The following is a 16,890-nucleotide window of genomic DNA, read 5'->3' on the forward strand; positions in this document are numbered from 1 at the left end:
TAATCGGCAGAGAAGCAGGTTATAACTATCCCGGTATTTGTTTTATTATCATGAACTTGAAAATACAGGCTTAAGATCCTTGCAGCTTTGCCTGGACAAGAAAGAGAGGATGATGGAAGATGATAGTAGAACACGGACTGATTTCTTTTTTACAGAAGTTTGACGAACAGCCGTTCCTTGTGAAACTGGGCGGCAAAGAGTACAGAATCGGCGAAGGAGAGCCTACATTTACAGTAAAATTCAACCGGGAGATCCCGTTGGGCGATCTTCTGAAAAGTACATCCATTGCCCTGGGAGAGGCTTATATGAACGGGGATCTGGAGATCGAAGGAGATTTATACGAGGCACTGGATCATTTCCTCGGCCAGATGGGGAAATTCTCTACCGACCAGAGCGCCCTGAAGAAACTGATGTTTACCTCCACCTCCAAAAAGAATCAGGAGAAAGAAGTGCGCAGCCACTATGATATCGGAAATGATTTCTGCCGGCTGTTCCTGGAGTGCGCCGACAAGGTGCTGAAAAAGGGCGGAGTATTCCTTCTGCATTTCATCAGCGCACTGAAGGAAAATCCGGGCGATGCGTGGATTAAAAAATATATCTTCCCCGGCGGAACGATACCGAGCCTGAGAGAAATGATCACTGCCATGGCAGATTACAATTTCCATACAATCGATGTGGAGAACCTGCGTCTTCACTATAACCGGACGCTGAGGTGCTGGAGGAAGAATTATCTGGAACACCTGGACGAGGTGAGAAAGATGTTCGACGAGAAATTCATCCGCATGTGGGAACTGTATCTGGCAGCATGCGCAGCTACCTTCCACAACGGGATCATCGACCTGCACCAGATTCTGATGACGAAAGGGATCAACAATGAACTGCCGATGGTGAGATGGTATTGATGACAGAATATAAGTCGCCACAGGTAACTTTTCTGAAAAAGAAACAGACGTGGGAAATTGCAGGCGGCGGAAAGATTGTCTAAAATATAACAAAGATAGGTACTATCAAACTAAAGAGAATTCAGATTATTTAAGGAGGACAGTCAGAATGTCAGATCAAAACATTGTTGAAAAGCAGCCGATCACAGAAGACTATCTGAAAAAGATGGACGCATACTGGCGCGCTGCCAACTATCTTGGTGCAGCACAGCTGTACCTGCTGGACAACCCGCTCCTTCGCGAGCCGCTGACCATGGATCATGTAAAGAAGAAAATAGTTGGGCACTGGGGAACTGTTCCGGGACAGAACTTTGTCTATGTACACCTGAACAGAGTCATCAAGAAATACGACCAGGACATGATCCTGATCTCAGGACCGGGACACGGCGGAAACTTCTTCGTTGCAAATACTTATCTTGAGGGAACTTACAGTGAAGTTTATCCGAATATCGGAGAGGATATGGACGGGCTGAAAAAGCTCTGCAAGCAGTTCTCATTCCCGGGCGGAATCTCAAGCCACGTGGCTCCGGAGACTCCGGGATCCATCAACGAGGGCGGTGAGCTCGGATACTCCATGGCTCACGCATTCGGAGCAGTATTTGACAATCCGGAACTGGTTGCTGCCTGTATCGTGGGAGACGGCGAGTCAGAGACAGGACCGCTTGCCACATCCTGGCAGTGCAACAAGTTCTTAAATCCGATTACAGACGGTGCGGTTCTTCCGATCCTTCACCTGAACGGATACAAGATCAGCAACCCGACGATCCTCGCACGTATCACACATGAAGAGCTGGAGCACTTCCTTGACGGATGCGGATGGAAACCGTATTTTGTAGAGATTGAGGATGACGGAAGCGATCACATGGCAATGCACAGAAAGATGGCGGATGCCCTTGACAAGGCCATGGACGAGATCAAGGCAATCCAGAAAAACGCGAGAGAGAACAACGATGCCACAAGACCGAAATGGCCGATGATTGTCCTGCGCACACCGAAGGGATGGACAGGCCCGAAGGTAGTGGACGGACAGCAGATCGAAGGTTCCTTCCGCGCACATCAGGTGCCGATCATGATGGACAAGCCGGAGCACCTTCAGATGCTGAAAGACTGGCTGATGAGCTACCATCCGGAAGAGCTCTTTGACGAGGACGGAAAACTGATTCCGGAACTCAAAGAACTGGCACCGAAGGGAGACAGAAGAATCGGATCCAATCCCCATGCGAACGGCGGAAAGCTTCTTCGCGACTTAAGGCTTCCGGATTTCCGCGACTATGCGGTAGACGTTCCGACTCCGGGTTCTGTGGAAGCACAGGATATGATCGAGCTTGGCGGATTCGTAAGAGATATCTTCAAACTGAACGAGGATGCGCATAACTTCCGTATCTTCGGACCGGATGAGACAATGTCCAACCGTCTCGGCAAAGTATTCGAGGCGACAAACCGTGACTGGAACAATGAGAAATATGATACAGACGAGTTCCTTGCACCGGATGGAAGAGTTATGGACTCTATGTTGAGCGAGCATATGTGTGAAGGATGGCTGGAAGGGTATCTGCTGACAGGACGTCACGGATTCTTTGCAAGCTACGAGGCATTTATCCGCGTGGTTGACTCCATGTGCGCACAGCATGCAAAATGGCTGAAGATCTGCAACCAGCTCCCGTGGAGACAGTCCATCGCATCCCTGAACCTGATCCTCTCCTCCAATGTATGGCAGCAGGATCACAACGGATTTACCCATCAGGATCCGGGATTCCTGGAGCATATTGCAAACAAGAAAGCAGATGTGGTACGCCTTTATCTGCCGCCGGATGCAAACTGTCTGCTGTCCTGCTTCGACCACTGTATCCGCAGCAGGAACTATGTAAATGTCATCGTTGCATCCAAACATCCGAGACAGCAGTGGCTGACGATGGAGCAGGCTGTGAAGCACTGCACCCAGGGCATCGGTATCTGGGAGTGGGCAAGCAACGACCAGGGAGAGGAGCCGGACATCGTTATGGCATGCTGCGGCGACACACCGACCCTTGAGACCCTTGCGGCAGTGACGATCTTAAGAGAAGCGCTTCCGGAGCTGAAGATCCGTGTGATCAACGTGGTTGACCTGATGAAACTGCAGCCGAGCACAAAGCATCCGCACGGACTGACAGATGCAGATTATGACGCTCTGTTTACAAAGGACAAACCGATCATCTTCGCATTCCATGGATATCATACACTGATCCATGAGCTGACATACAGAAGGACAAACCGCAATATCCACGTATACGGATATCAGGAAGAGGGTACGATCACAACACCGTTCGATATGCGTGTCCAGAATGAGATCGACCGTTTCCATCTTGTAAAGAACGCGATCAAATACCTTCCGCAGCTTGGAAACCGCGGCGCTTATCTGATCCAGAAGATGAACGACAAGCTTGTAGAGCACAAGCAGTACATTCATGAGTATGGTATTGACATGCCGGAGATCAGAGACTGGAAGTGGAATTTATAATTTATTTCTTAACCTTTTTACGGAACTGTGCCGGAGTAATCCGGTGCCGTTCCGTAAATATTTTATAGAAATATCCCTTATTGTGATAACCGATCTCGCGGGCAATCTCATCAATGGAAAGATCCGTGGAAAGAAGAAGGAATTCTGCCTTCTCCAGCCGCAGCGACTGGACGAACTCCGTGTAGGTGAGCCCGGTATGTGATTTCAGAAGCCGGTTGAAGTAGTCATCCTGAAAATGAAACTCATCGGAAAGCATGCGGATTGAGATGTTCCTCAGATGGTTCCTGATAAATCCTGAAATCTCCTCGTAGAGGATCCATGTCATCTCTTTTTTCAGTTTTTTTGACAGCGAAAATTCATACTGTGTGCTAAGAATTCTGAAAATACGCAGCAGAAGACCCTGACAGATCAGAGCGGAAGCCTCGTCGTGGCGGGAGAGCTCTTTTAAAAGAAAGGTCAGTGTCTGTTCCATCAGAGTGTCTGCGCCGCTTTCCTGGCGGGGGCGGAAATGGAGATACTGCTGAACGTTTTTCTGTGTCAGAAGGGCGGTATTAAAGAAAGAAGTGATGCCCTCTGTCCCGAGCCGGTTTTTCATCACATCATCGAAGATGTCAGGCGTAATCCCGAGAAATATAATCACGGCGGAAGAACCGTCAAGAATTTCCTGATGCAGACAGTTGCGGTCGATCAGACACAGTTCCCCCTGTGTAAATGTAAATTCATTTCCGAGTATCTTCTGACGGTATTCTCCCTCTGCGATATAGAAAAGCTCCAGGTATTCGTGGGAATGCATCTGAGTGCGTGTCACAGGAGAATACTCCGCGTAAAAAGTATAGGGGTATTCCCTGGGGACGATCGTGGCGGAGAGAGCGTGCGTTCCGTCGGTATCGTGGAGATCCCAGAGCAGTGCAAAGAGGTGTTCTCTTTCCGGCATGGGCCATGGTTTGCGTTCTTCATCCAGTGCGGAGTACTCCGGACAGAGGATGCGGAAACGGGATAATATTTCCGGCAGGTGGTCTGTATTGCCGGTATTGATAAGTTTACGGCTTAAATTCAGCAGTTCCATAATTGAATCTCTCCTTAATTCCTTTCTGGCTGTTACGGGAAAGAGCAGCCGACTCTGTAAAAGTTCTTACAGAAGAGAAAACAGGTTTTCAAGGCTGAATTTCGTTTCATTTCCCAACAGTTTTTCCATTTTGTATTTGTTGAAGTCCGAGTGTTCTACCTCCCGGGCATAACGGCATGCCGCATCCGTCAGAAGAACCGGACACTTTTCCGGGGACTCTGCCGGACACTCTCCCGGGATTTTCTGCACCGGTGTTCTGTTCGCACCGTCCGCAGCGCTTTTTTTCAGGCTGAGCAGAAAACGGGCGCGGGCAAGCTCGCGGATGAGCACGGTTCCGGCAAAGGAAAATTTCATCTTGCCATAAGCATTGCGGCTGTATACTGCGCCGCAGAAATAGGTAAAGATGAAATAGATCATGAGCTGTTCTGCCGTAATATCGGTGAAAATTTCCCGGAATGAATCCTCCTGCACCTGCAGGTCCGGGTCTGCTTCCGGGGAAGCTGCTTCCGCTTCCCAGAGAGCGGCGCGGGATTCCCGGAGATAAGCCTTCCAGTCCGGCTGCAGGACTTCCATCTGATTGAGGATCACGAACAGGCTGCCCAACGTTTCATCCCTCCGTGTATTCTGTCCGCTTTTTGCAGCTTTTTTTCCCAGCAACCGGAGACGGTCTGAGAACCAGGTCCAGAGCCTGGGGGAAGAATACCGCTCAAACAGGCTGTCTGCATCAAAAAGAGCGTTGCGGTCAATCCTCTCCTGCAGATCGTGGGCAAGAGAGAGTACTGCAGCCATACGGACTTTTATGGAATGCTCCCGGTTCTGCAGAATATCGATCATCAGGGAACGGGCGTCCGCCAGTTTGGTGAACAGAAGGAAGTCGAATTCCGGGTAAGTCTCATTTTTTCGCGGATTCTCCGCATGGAGAAAACGCACCGGCTCCCTGCATCCCAGGATCAACTCTGCTGCGGCAGGGCAGGAGAGCGAAAGAGAGATCTCCCGGAGCCCTTCAAACTCCTCAATATGCCGCGGGTAGGTTCGACATGTGCGGCAGAATGCCTTTTCTCCGCCGCCCTCCAGGTAGAGGTCGCAGAGGTTGTCCTCGTTTAAGAATGCACAGCGCCCGCCATACTGGCGGAATCGCTTTTCACTCCAGACGATCTCATTTTTCAGGCGGCTGCCAAGCGGACCTTTCGCAAGAGCGTAACGCCGCAACGAGGCGGGATCGATCTGGATCTGCCAGCCTGCACAGCAGGTTGCGGGACAGTCCTTGGCAAGACAGTGGAATTTTTTATAGTAATGCGGAACAGTATATTGCATGGATAAACCCCTTCTTTGATTTGATATACCTATTATAGAGGGAAAACGAAAGAAATTCAATGTGCAGGGAAACGCTTGTAAAGAAATTGAAGCGTCATATTAAATAATTAACGTAAAACATTAAATATTTATTGCACTATTAGAATGACTGTGATATCTTAGAATCAGGAGGTGAGCTGTATGAGGAGAATACATAAACTTGTCAATGAGAGGTATGCGAAGGCGGCTGCCGGATTTATGCGGTACGTCTGTTATGTAGTGATGGCGTTCTTTGTCGTGTGTCTTGTGCTGAGTATTATGGGGCGCCAGACCTTTCGGCTGCAGACCAGTACGGGATTTTATGAGCGGGCAATCTGTGCGGAGGAAGATCATGACTACAGCCTGCGGGGATTTACCGTGTCTTCTGATGATGAGATCTATGTCCGCGCCGATGCAGATGACCGGGTCGATCTGGCAACACGGATTGGTATCTCTCTTATGTATGCGTTCAAACTGATTCCGCTGTTTCTGGGATACCTGTATCTGAGCCGGGTCTTCAGGAACATAAACCGGGGAGAGATCTTTACCGGAGAGAATTCTTCCTGTCTGCTCTACTACGGACTGGTTCAGATTTTTGTGGCACTCTTTGTCCCGTTCATCAGCATGCTGATCTGTTCTGTCTCTAATCTTTTCTCCGGAAGTCTGCTGTCGGTTTCAACAGGCTCCAATGTGCTGAACGGTCTGTTCCCGGGCATTGCCTTTGTTGTTGCGGCTTACATTATTCACTATGGAATCTATTTGCAGGATGAGGTGGATCATACGTTATGATTATTATTCGATTGGACAGAGTTCTGGCGGACCGGAAAATGCGTCTCAATGAGCTTGCAGCGAAAGTGGGAATATCCAATGTGAATCTTTCCTATCTGAAAACAGGAAAGGTAAAGGCAATCCGCTTCAGCACCCTGGATGCAATCTGCAGGGTACTCAGATGCCAGCCGGGCGATATCCTGGAATATGCGGACGATGAGACAGAAGACCAGAGGGAAGAAGAGACAGGAGCACCGCAGTAAAGTATAAAACAGTAAATTTTGACATAAAATAAAGCACGTTGTATAATAGGCAGCGTGCTTTATTTTATGGGGAAGCCGTGGCAGGATATACATACGGAACATATATATGTGAAAAGAGATGGAAAACATGAAAAAATCTTCCTATTCAAAAGATATTATACTGGTCCTGACGGCCAGTTTTTTCTATATGGCAAGTCCGATGCTTGTCACGCCGCTGATTACCGGATTTACAGAAAGCATCGGAGGAAGCGCGGGGCTTATGGGAATTGTGGGAGGCATGATGAATCTGTGCTCCCTTGTGTGCCGCCCCCTGGCGGGCAATCTGGCAGACCGCATCAGCAAATACAGGCTGTCCCTGATCGGTGCTGTGCTGATGACTGCTGCCTGTGGAGGATATATAGCGGCTCCGAACGCTCTGATTGTAGTCGTTTCAAGGATTATAAACGGGGTGGGATTCGCCTGCTGTTCCGTGTGTATGGCTACCTGGGTATCCAATATGCTCCCAAGAAATAAGATCGGCTCCGGAATGGGGTTCTACGGGATGATGAATGCCCTTGCCATGGCGGTGGCTCCGGCCATTGGAGTCAGCGCGTTCCAGAGATTCGGATACCGGATTTCTTTCTGCATTGCCCTGGTATTTTCCATTGCGGTGATGATTGTGATCCAGTTCGTGGGAGATAAGGGGGAGCCGGAAAAGGCGGCAGATATGAAAGCGGGTCTGAAAGAGCAGGAGCAGGAAAGCGATGCGGGACTAATCATGGAAAACGCTGCAGGATTAATCAGGAAAAGCGGGAAACAGTTGCGGAAGGAAAACGGAATTCAGTTAGTCGATGTCAGAGTTCTGCCCATTGCCCTGATCATTATGCTCTTTGCCATTCCCTACTGCGCAACCCAGTCGTTTCTGGTGACCTATGCGTCTGTCCGGGAGATCAACGTTACGGTAAGCTTTTTCTTTCCGTCTTATGCGGTTATACTTCTGCTTTTGCGCCTTGTGCTGAAAAATTATTTTGACAAGCTGCCTTTCAAAGTATTTCTGGCAGGAAGCTCGGCATGTATGCTTCTGGCGATTTTGTGCCTTACGGTGATGAACAGCAATATTGTCATGTTTACAGGGGCATTCTTCCTGGCGGGCGGCTACGGAATCATGAGTTCTGTGTGCCAGTCCACTGCAATGCTCCTTGCAGGAAAAGAGAATCGGGGACTGGCAAACAGCACCTACTATATCGGCCTGGATCTGGGAATGGCCCTGGGACCGATGATCGGCGGCGCGCTTTACGGCGGTCTGGATATCCGGTGGTTCTACCCTGTTCTGATGCTGACTGTTCCCCTGGCGGTGCTGGTCTATCTGGCAGCAGGGAAACAGCTGCGGCAGAAGCAGTAGATATAGAGCTGTCAAAGATGTTTGAGCGTCTGTTCCAGTTCCGCGTATTCTTCTGAGCTGCGCAGGAAGGCGAAATCCCCATCTTCTGTTATCATCTCTTCTTTGAACAGGGCAAGAAGACGGTCTGACAAAAAGCCGGAATCCTCGCCGGAGAGATGACGGTAGAGCGGGGAATCCTGAGGCTTCCAGCGCCTGTTCATGAGAGGGAGCATTTCTTTTAATATTTTGATACATTCCCGGGAATCCTTACGGATAACGGAAAGCTGAAGCCGGGCGTTTAAGGGAATCCACTCTGCAACATGAAACAGACGGGAAACCTGTTCGTAGACGTCTGCAAAATAGCCGGCGTCTTTTTCCTCTCCGTTTTCTTTGAGGGCAGTTTCCATCATATACATGAGGGCGGTCTGGATTTCCGTGACGCTGTTCAGAACCTGACGTTCCCATAGTTTCTGTGACTCTTCATATTTCTCCTGACGGAAACAGAGGATTGCGAGCTGTTCGTCCACATTGATGGAAGAGGTCGGGAGAGAGCGGATCAGTTCTTCCGCCCGGGCAAAATCACCCCGGTTCCTGCTGCGGGAGATCAGCATCTGCAGGGCAAAATCCCGAATCTGCGGCTCGTGGCTTTCGGCAAGCTGCCCGTAATATTTCTCAAATGTATTCCTGTATACTGCCTCGTCATCCTTAATACCGTAGAGATACATAGCCCCTTCCAGATAAGAAATGACAGAGTAGATCAGTTTTTCGCAGCGCGGATACTCCCGAATCTTATCAAGACCTGCCTGATAAGCGGCTTCATAACCCTCTGACTCTGTGAGGGCGCCGAGACTGTCGACAAAATTCCGGATCTCCATATCTGACAGGTCCTCATTGAATGACATCAGCGTATTCAGGTCTGTCTTCAGCAGACGTGCAAGAGCGGGAAGAAGTGTGATGTCCGGATAGGCAGAGCCTTTCTCCCACTTGCTGACCGCGGGCGCGGATACGCCCAGATAATCTGCCACCTGTTCCTGTGTAAGTGATAATTCTTTCCGTTTTTCCCGGATAATCTGACCGATTTTCATTGTAAACCTCCTGTTAGAATATATGATGATATGTCGGCTTAAAAGGTGCCGTGTGGTATGGCTTTATGATAGCAGAAAACGAGCGGATGGGGCAATAGAGGGATGGTTAAGGATGGGGGAGAGAAAATTAACCGGGGGTTAACAGGTATTCTTCCAATTCAGAGGCAGGTGCAGTATAATAGTGCCAGTGACAAATCGGAACTGGTGGAGAAAAAGCGCAGCAGGCTTATTAGCGAGAAGTTCAAATATGAAAAAGATAAGAATAAAAATACTCAGCCGAAAGAGATCCGGCTGCAAAAAGCAAGGCAGTGGTTACTGAACTATAATGGAACACGGAAATACATGGTCAGGCACTACCGCAAGCTTTCGATGGTTTTTCGGATGAACGTTTTGCTTTTATAGCAGGGTATACGGAGGGCGGTGCTCCTTATGGAATCACATGGGAGGAACTTGGTCTGGAACCGTATGCCTCTGATGAGGAGCTGATGGAGGCTTATGAGCGTATGGATAGAAAGAGGGAGCAGAGGGTTGATACTTAAGAGGGCGTGATAGAACATGAAATATAATTTTTCAGACGAATCTCTTCCGGAAATCTTTATCAGAAACGGACGGAAATGTTATCTCGATCCGGTAAGAAAGAGGCTGATTTTTGTTACTCCGGAGGAAACTGTGCGTCAACAGACGATACATTATCTTATAGATAAACTGCATGTGCCGGAAAACATGATCCGGGTGGAAGAGCATTTATCCCATTATGGGATCAGATCCAAAAAACGCGCGGATATTATCATAGAGAGATATGAAAAAGCAGATCATACAATCCGTCCGCTTACATTAATCGAATGCAAAGCACCGGGGGTACTGCTCGGAGAGAAGACGGCAGAGCAGATGTTTATCTATGCTGATCTGATTGGCTGCGATTATGCGGCGATGACAGACGGAAGAGAACTGTTCTGTTACTACTATGATAAAGAAAGCGAAAGTTATAAAAGCCTGCGGGACATGCCGTCCTATCAGGAACAGCTTGGAGGCAGATATTCGGAAGAAACGGCAGCGACCATGCCTCCCAGACTGGAGTTAGCTGAAATTGACAGTAAAGATAAATGGAAAGAATATGGCGGGGCAGACATCGGGCTCAATACACCGAAAAGAATTGCAGTTCCCGCGGTGAACCTCTGGGAGGCGCTTCTGTATACGGAACATAAAATACGGACCGGTGAGTATGGGATCTTCCGGATGATCAGGGACTGCGGGATACGCCTGCTCTCTTATGGAAATGCATCCGGCGGGGGGTTCGCAGGACCGTACCGGTCGTTTTTGATCGAATACAAAAACAGTACGGAATTTGTTTCGCTGGGGATATCGCCTTATTTTACATATGCGCATCCGGAGATAGAGAAAACAATGTTGTGCGTGGGAATAGACAATGAGAAGACGACACATCATGCCCTGCAGCTCGTGCTTGATGATAATGTGGTCGTTGCAGGGACGAAGTGCATTTTCTATCACAGCGGAAAAATGGCAGTCGGTAAAATCGGCTCAGGGCGGCTGGATGAACTGAGGCTGTTTGTGGAAGAGCAGTACCCGGAAATCGCAGACGGAAGCCGTTATAATTTGGGGACACTGGTCAATGACCATCTGTGGAACCTGGATGAGGCGGACATGGAAAAATTCGTGGAAAATGTGATATCTTATGCACTGGTCCGGGATGAGTACAGAGAGTTTGTGAAGAACAAATATACGCGGGTTACATTGGATGAGTAGCAAACAGGGAAAAGCTGTGGTATACTGGATGAAATGAAAGGACCATAAACGGAGGTGACTGACATTGGCAATTAAATCGATAGAAATTTGTAATGGTATTTTACGAAAGTTTTAGGTTGGACTTCTGTGATGGGATTAATGTTCTGATTGGTGAAAATGGAGTTGGAAAGACAACAGTTTTAAAAATGCTTTATGCGGCATCTCAATGGTCGAACGAAACAGTTGATCGGACCAGGAAAAAACGCCTGCTTCAATTATTATTGGCACTGCAGAAGAACGGCATGCAGATTTTTATTGCTACGCACATTTATAATTTTGCCAAATATCTTGAAATACGACGTACGGATAAAGAGCAGGTTATGTTTCATAATTTGTATAAAAAGTATGAAGATGAAAACATGAGTTCCTCTTTGGATTACAGCGGACAGGATGATGCGATATACAGTCAGTCAGCATACCGGATGGAGGAGATTGAGAAAAATCACATTATGATCGCAGATAACAGGCTGCTTGATGAAGTATACGATATGTGAGGATAAAGTATGAGCGGTAGAAGAAAATGGGATCTACGGTATTGATTGTACAAAAGCTGTATGGGCGACGGACAGGATACATGAAGATTATCACGAAGCAGGAGTTCATCTTAAAGATGTCGATTTTTTGATTGAATATCCAAACGGAGATGTTACAACGCGAAAAAGACTGCGCAACAAGATTAAGACAGAACTTCCGTTTGTCCTGCAGGAGAATATAGGAGATGGCAGGAAACTTATTGAAAAAATAGATGTTGTCTCAATTCAGGAATGGAATGAGAACAAAGGCTATGGAGCATATCCGATAAGGAAACTGCCGGAAAACAGGAGTGATGTTACCGAATGACACAGAAAACGATCAGACAGGTTTTAAAATTCCGGGACGACCGCAGCTGGAGTCAGTTCCACAATCCAAAAGACCTTGCGATCTCCATCAGTCTGGAGGCTGCGGAGCTTCTGGAAGTATTTCAGTGGAGCGCGGAGGATACCCGGTGCGAGGAAAAGATGGACAGGATCCGGGAAGAACTGGCGGATGTGGTGAATTACTGCATCCTGATGGCGGACGCCTGCGGCCTGGATCTGGACGAGATCGTCCGGGAAAAGTTAAAGAAGAACAATGAGAAATATCCGGTCGAGAAGGCATATGGGAGTAAGGAAAAATATACAGAGCTGAAGGAGAAAGGAAAAGCATGAAACGGGAAATGACAATTCCGGCACTGAAAAAGAGACTGTCGGAAATGGAAAGGAAGGAACTGGAACAGCTGATCTGCAGTTTATATAAACATGTAGATCTGGCAGAGAAGAATATCAATTTGTACATACTGGGCAAAGATTATGGACGAAAACTGGTGGGACAGTATCAGGAAAAATTGGATGAAATTTTCTTTCCAAATAATATGATCCGTGCAGGATTTTCTGTCAGATGGGCAAAAAATGTGGTTTCAGAGTTTAAAAAGATATGCCAGGATCCGGAGCTGACAGCAGAATTAAAATTGTATTATGTCGAATGTTCTGTAGAATTCACCAATACATTTGGGGACATTAATGAATCTTTTTATGATACGGCATGCGATATGTTCCATGATGTAATGGAGACTGTATCAGAAAACGAGGAGTTGTTTGAGCAATGGCGTGACAGAATCCGAAGAATTATAGATGAATCCGACGGCATCGGTTGGGGATTTCATGATTTTCTTGTAGATGAATATTACAGGATTCCATGGATAGAAGAAATGGAGGAAGAGGAACAGTGACAGATAAACTATATTCATCTGTTCGTTTTGAAACAGAGTTTCGTGCCATTCCCGGTGATATCACAAAGATCACAGACGTTGATGCTATTGTAAATGCGGCAAACACGAGTCTTCTGGGCGGCGGAGGTGTGGACGGAGCCATCCACAGGGCAGCAGGGCCCCAACTTCTTGCGGAGTGCCGCACCCTTCATGGCTGCAGGACGGGAGAGGCAAAGATCACGGGCGCTTACCGTCTGCCCTGCCGGTATGTGATCCATACGCCGGGGCCGGTCTGGCACGGGGGAGACAGAGGCGAGCGGGAACTTCTTGCATCCTGCTACCGCTCCTGCCTGGAACTGGCTGTGCAGAATGGGATCCACAGGATCGCATTTCCGTCGATCGCCACAGGCGTCTACCATTTTCCACTGAAAGAGGCGGCAGAGATCGCTGTGGCGACGGCAGAAGAGTTCGTGAGGACGCATCCGGACAAACTGGATCTCATCGAGTGGGTTCTCTTTAGCGACAGTTCTCTGCAGGCATATGCAGAAGTAATCTGCGGGGATGCGAAAACGGAAGCAGAAAGAAAAGCGGAAAAATAAGAAGCAGGAAAAGGGAGGAACATTATGCCGGAATTACCGGAAGTGGAAACTGTAAAATCGGTGATCGCGCCGCAGATCACAGGCTTGAAGATTAAAGAAATCTGTGTCCGGACTCCGGGGATCATCGCACATCCCGGTCCGGAAAAATTTGTCAGGAGGCTGACAGGACAGAAGGTCTCTGGAATGTCGCGAAGAGGGAAATTCCTGACGATCCGGACAGAGTGCGGTGACCGGATCGTTCTCCATCTGCGGATGACCGGATGCCTTCTGGTGACTCCGGGAAAGGCTGCAGAAGAGTGCGGTGAGAAGGACAGGAAAAAGTATTGCGAAGAATATCCGGAAGAAAAGCACACACATCTTATTTTCCGTCTCAGTGAAGAGAAAGAAGGCGTACAAAAAGAACTGCGTTTTTCGGATATGAGGCGCTTTGGACGGTTCTGGCTGTTAAGAGACGGGGAAGAGGATACATATACAGGGATGGAAAAACTGGGACTGGAGCCGGAGGACAAGGAGCTGACGGCTGAATATCTGCGCGCACATTTTGGGAAGAGCAGAAAAGCGGTGAAGACATGCCTGCTGGATCAGAGTGTGATCGCCGGCATTGGAAATATTTATGCCGATGAGATTTTATTTACAGCAGGGATCCATCCGGCACGGCCGGCGAACAGTCTGCTGGCAGATGAGTGGGAGAGTCTTGCTGAGGTTATCCCGGAGCGGATCGCATATTTTATCGAAAAGAACCGGATCACACCGGAAGAATATCTGGAGACAAAGGGACAGGACTACCGGAACACTCCGTATCTGCAGGCATACGGACATGAAGGAGAGCGGTGCCCGGTCTGCGGAAATGCATTCTGCCGGATGGTGGTGGGCGGAAGAGGGAGCACCTGCTGTCCCCGGTGTCAGAAAAGTGAATGATATAAAAGAAGATTACAGGAGTGCGATACAGAAGTAAAAGCCTGCAGGAAAACTTCGTGCAGGGAATGGGGCGGGAAGGAGAAAAATGATATGGAAAATACAGTTAGCAGGAAAGAAAAGATACGATTCAGGAAACTGACTGCCATTCAGCCGGTTTCACTGCTTCCTGAGACGAAAGAAGCAGTGAAAGAGTTCTGCGAAGAAGCAGTATTTTATGATACGGAACCGGTAAGCGATGACGAGGTTATAGAGCGGATCGGAGATTCGGACGCCATATTTGTCAGCTATACCAGACCGATCGGGGCAAATGTGCTCTCAGAGTGCCCGGATCTGGAATATATCGGGATGTGCTGCAGTCTCTATTCAGAGGCAAGCTCCAATGTGGATATCGCCTATGCGCGGGAACACGGCATCAAAGTAACTGGGATCCGGGACTACGGCGATGAGGGGGTGGCTGAATATGTAATTTCAGAACTGATCCGCAGGCTTCACGGGAGCGACGGGGAAGCGCCTCTCATGGGAGAGATATCTGAGGTGTCCGGGATACGGGCGGGGATGCTCGGGATGGGAGCAAGCGCCCGTGCTGTGGCGAAAGGTCTATCGGCATTCGGAGCAGACGTCCGCTATTACAGCCGTACAAGAAAGCCGGAACTGGAGGCGGAAAAAGGATATGTTTATCAGGAACTTCATGACCTTCTGAGGGAATGTGACGTGATCTGCAGCTGCCTGAGCAAAAATGTGACGCTTCTCTACGAGCCGGAATTTGAGATCCTTGGAGAAAACAAGCTTCTCTTCAATACAGCGCTCAGTCCCTGCTTTGAACTGGAGGCTATGGAAAAGTGGATGAAAAAGAAAAATACGTGGTATTTTTGTGATACCTTGATGGGACTGGGAGATGAGAGACTTTTACAATACAAAAACGTGCGGTGCCAGAAGCGCTCTTCCGGTATGACACGACAGGCTGTGAAGAGACTGAATGAGAAGGTGCTGGAGAATCTGAAAGAATATCTCCGGACATGATTTATAAAAAATTATGAAGGAATAAGACGAATGAAAACCAAACCAGACAACAAAACCGAAGTATTTGAAACGCTCCCCATCCCCCGGGCGCTCCGGGTGATGATCTTCCCGGCAGTAATCAGCCAGCTTATCGTGCTGATCTACAATATGGCAGATACGTTTTACGTGGGACAGACGAACAATCCCTATATGGTGGCTGCCACATCTCTGATCCTGCCTGTATTCAACATTACACTCTGTCTGGCGGGACTTGCCGGAGTGGGCGGCGGCGCTTTGATTTCCAGACTGCTCGGGGAACGAAGAGAAGACGAGGCGCGCAGGGTGAGTGCCTTTTCCCTGTATCTGGGGATACTGATTGCAGCGGTATTTTCCATCGGGATGGGCGTGTTTATGCGGCCATTGCTGGAACTGCTCGGAGCAGGGGAAAATACATATGAATATGCCAGTCAGTATGCGCTCTGTGTGATTGTGGCAGGCGGAATACCGACTGTGCTCTCAAATGTACTGTCGAATCTGATCCGCAGCATCGGCCGTTCGAAAGAGGCAGGCGCGGGAATTATCCTGGGCGGGGTTCTGAACATTATCCTGGATCCTCTTTTTATGTTTGTGCTTCTTCCGGACGGATATGAAGTGCTTGGCGCGGGAATCGCAACGTGCCTGTCAAACTGTATCGCCTGTATGTTTTTCTTTTTTGTACTGTTCCGGATGGGGAGGCAGTCCGGACAATCAACGATCACCTTCAGCCTGCGTGCAGGAAAGCCGCAGAAGGAGAGCGTCACAGCCGTGTTTGCAGTAGGGATTCCCTCTGCTATAGCGACACTTCTCTTTGACCTGGATTATGTGGTGATCGATAAGTTGATGGTTTCCTATCACGATCTGGCGCTTGCGGCTGTCGGGATCGTCCTGAAGGTGGAGCGTTTCCCTCTGAATGTGGGAATCGGGATCTGTCAGGGAATGATGCCCCTTGTGGCATATAATTACGCGGCAAAGAACCGGAAAAGGATGGAGGATACAGTCCGCCTTTCCAGAATGACCGGACTGGTGATCGCGGGAATCAGCATAATTCTGTATGAAATATTTGCTGCTCAGTTTATCCGCATCTTTATTTCGGATGCACAGACGATAGATCTGGCAACGAATTTCCTGCGGATCCGGGTTCTCGCCACGCCGCTGATGTTCTTAAGCTTTTTTACCGTGTATCTTTTCCAGGCTTTTGGAAAAGGAAAGATTTCTCTGTTTCTGGGAGTGATGCGCTGGCTGGTGTTTAATATCCCCATGCTCTTTATTTTAAACGGGATTTTCGGAATGTACGGGATTGTCTGGTCACAGGTTACCGCAGATATTCTGACTGTAGCGCTGTCGTTCTATGTGTATCACAGGTTTGGACCGAGATGGGATGATGAAAAAGAACGACATAGGATGAAGAAAAACATAAGATGAAGAAAAATATAAGATGAGAACATAAGATGAGAAAATGAGAAGAACATACATGAATGGAGAGGAAAAATCAGC

General features: G+C 48.5%; 18 protein-coding genes. 15 read left to right on the forward strand and 3 right to left on the reverse strand.

Features of this window, described 5'->3' with window-relative positions:
* The first annotated feature begins 119 nt into the window (after window positions 1-119).
* On the forward strand, window positions 120-902 hold the full coding sequence (locus B5F07_RS06300) for a class I SAM-dependent methyltransferase (protein ID WP_087160430.1): 783 nt from the start codon (window positions 120-122) through the stop codon (window positions 900-902).
* Between the two features lie 148 nt (window positions 903-1,050).
* The gene (locus B5F07_RS06305; RefSeq protein ID WP_087160431.1) at window positions 1,051-3,438 is read left to right on the forward strand and encodes a phosphoketolase family protein; all 2,388 of its coding nucleotides are present in this window, start codon (window positions 1,051-1,053) and stop codon (window positions 3,436-3,438) included.
* Window position 3,439: 1 nt separating this feature from the next.
* Here B5F07_RS06305 and B5F07_RS06310 read toward each other — a convergent pair whose 3' ends face one another.
* Window positions 3,440-4,504 (reverse strand): AraC family transcriptional regulator, encoded by a 1,065-nt coding sequence (locus B5F07_RS06310; RefSeq protein WP_087160432.1) that lies wholly within the window; start codon window positions 4,502-4,504, stop codon window positions 3,440-3,442.
* A gap of 66 nt (window positions 4,505-4,570) precedes the next feature.
* The gene (fliB, locus tag B5F07_RS06315; RefSeq protein ID WP_087160433.1) at window positions 4,571-5,818 is read right to left on the reverse strand and encodes a flagellin lysine-N-methylase; all 1,248 of its coding nucleotides are present in this window, start codon (window positions 5,816-5,818) and stop codon (window positions 4,571-4,573) included.
* A 180-nt stretch (window positions 5,819-5,998) separates the two neighbouring features.
* On the opposite strand from fliB, the gene B5F07_RS06320 reads away from it, so the two are divergent.
* From B5F07_RS06320 to B5F07_RS06330, 3 genes are all read left to right on the forward strand, one after another.
* On the forward strand, window positions 5,999-6,625 hold the full coding sequence (locus B5F07_RS06320; protein WP_087160434.1) for a DUF2975 domain-containing protein: 627 nt from the start codon (window positions 5,999-6,001) through the stop codon (window positions 6,623-6,625).
* On the forward strand, window positions 6,622-6,867 hold the full coding sequence (locus B5F07_RS06325) for a helix-turn-helix domain-containing protein (RefSeq protein ID WP_087160435.1): 246 nt from the start codon (window positions 6,622-6,624) through the stop codon (window positions 6,865-6,867). Before B5F07_RS06320 ends, B5F07_RS06325 begins: the two co-directional genes overlap by 4 nt.
* A gap of 127 nt (window positions 6,868-6,994) precedes the next feature.
* The gene (locus tag B5F07_RS06330) at window positions 6,995-8,248 is read left to right on the forward strand and encodes an MFS transporter (protein WP_162613059.1); all 1,254 of its coding nucleotides are present in this window, start codon (window positions 6,995-6,997) and stop codon (window positions 8,246-8,248) included.
* A gap of 11 nt (window positions 8,249-8,259) precedes the next feature.
* Here B5F07_RS06330 and B5F07_RS06335 read toward each other — a convergent pair whose 3' ends face one another.
* Complete coding sequence (locus B5F07_RS06335) at window positions 8,260-9,312, reverse strand: helix-turn-helix domain-containing protein (RefSeq protein WP_087160437.1); 1,053 nt, start codon at window positions 9,310-9,312, stop codon at window positions 8,260-8,262.
* A 102-nt stretch (window positions 9,313-9,414) separates the two neighbouring features.
* Between B5F07_RS06335 and B5F07_RS22995 the strand changes: the two genes are divergently transcribed.
* The 10 genes from B5F07_RS22995 to B5F07_RS06385 all read left to right on the forward strand — a co-directional run bounded on the left by B5F07_RS22995 (window position 9,415) and on the right by B5F07_RS06385 (window position 16,818).
* On the forward strand, window positions 9,415-9,714 hold the full coding sequence (locus tag B5F07_RS22995; RefSeq protein WP_242972446.1) for a hypothetical protein: 300 nt from the start codon (window positions 9,415-9,417) through the stop codon (window positions 9,712-9,714).
* Window positions 9,715-9,867: 153 nt separating this feature from the next.
* Window positions 9,868-11,076 (forward strand): type I restriction enzyme HsdR N-terminal domain-containing protein, encoded by a 1,209-nt coding sequence (locus B5F07_RS06345; protein WP_087160438.1) that lies wholly within the window; start codon window positions 9,868-9,870, stop codon window positions 11,074-11,076.
* A 92-nt stretch (window positions 11,077-11,168) separates the two neighbouring features.
* Window positions 11,169-11,609: an AAA family ATPase gene (locus B5F07_RS06350; protein ID WP_087160439.1), complete on the forward strand. Its 441-nt coding sequence runs from the start codon at window positions 11,169-11,171 to the stop codon at window positions 11,607-11,609.
* A 127-nt stretch (window positions 11,610-11,736) separates the two neighbouring features.
* Window positions 11,737-11,955 (forward strand): hypothetical protein, encoded by a 219-nt coding sequence (locus B5F07_RS06355; protein ID WP_242972447.1) that lies wholly within the window; start codon window positions 11,737-11,739, stop codon window positions 11,953-11,955.
* Window positions 11,952-12,302 carry a nucleotide pyrophosphohydrolase gene (locus tag B5F07_RS06360; protein WP_087160441.1) on the forward strand — a complete coding sequence of 117 codons (351 nt, stop codon included), beginning with the start codon at window positions 11,952-11,954 and terminating at the stop codon, window positions 12,300-12,302. Before B5F07_RS06355 ends, B5F07_RS06360 begins: the two co-directional genes overlap by 4 nt.
* Window positions 12,299-12,862 (forward strand): DUF6155 family protein, encoded by a 564-nt coding sequence (locus B5F07_RS06365; protein WP_087160442.1) that lies wholly within the window; start codon window positions 12,299-12,301, stop codon window positions 12,860-12,862. Before B5F07_RS06360 ends, B5F07_RS06365 begins: the two co-directional genes overlap by 4 nt.
* Window positions 12,859-13,440 carry an O-acetyl-ADP-ribose deacetylase gene (locus B5F07_RS06370; RefSeq protein ID WP_242972448.1) on the forward strand — a complete coding sequence of 194 codons (582 nt, stop codon included), beginning with the start codon at window positions 12,859-12,861 and terminating at the stop codon, window positions 13,438-13,440. Before B5F07_RS06365 ends, B5F07_RS06370 begins: the two co-directional genes overlap by 4 nt.
* A 24-nt stretch (window positions 13,441-13,464) precedes the next feature.
* Window positions 13,465-14,358: a bifunctional DNA-formamidopyrimidine glycosylase/DNA-(apurinic or apyrimidinic site) lyase gene (mutM, locus tag B5F07_RS06375; protein ID WP_087160444.1), complete on the forward strand. Its 894-nt coding sequence runs from the start codon at window positions 13,465-13,467 to the stop codon at window positions 14,356-14,358.
* A 90-nt stretch (window positions 14,359-14,448) separates the two neighbouring features.
* A complete protein-coding gene (locus B5F07_RS06380; RefSeq protein ID WP_087160445.1) occupies window positions 14,449-15,378 on the forward strand; it encodes an NAD(P)-dependent oxidoreductase in 930 nt (309 codons plus the stop codon).
* Window positions 15,379-15,408: 30 nt separating this feature from the next.
* Window positions 15,409-16,818, forward strand: a complete 1,410-nt coding sequence (locus B5F07_RS06385; protein WP_242972449.1) for an MATE family efflux transporter — start codon at window positions 15,409-15,411, stop codon at window positions 16,816-16,818.
* Window positions 16,819-16,890 lie beyond the last annotated feature (72 nt).

Source organism: Lachnoclostridium sp. An169 (assembly GCF_002160525.1).
GTDB classification, from domain to species: Bacteria; Bacillota; Clostridia; order Lachnospirales; family Lachnospiraceae; genus Mediterraneibacter; species Mediterraneibacter cottocaccae.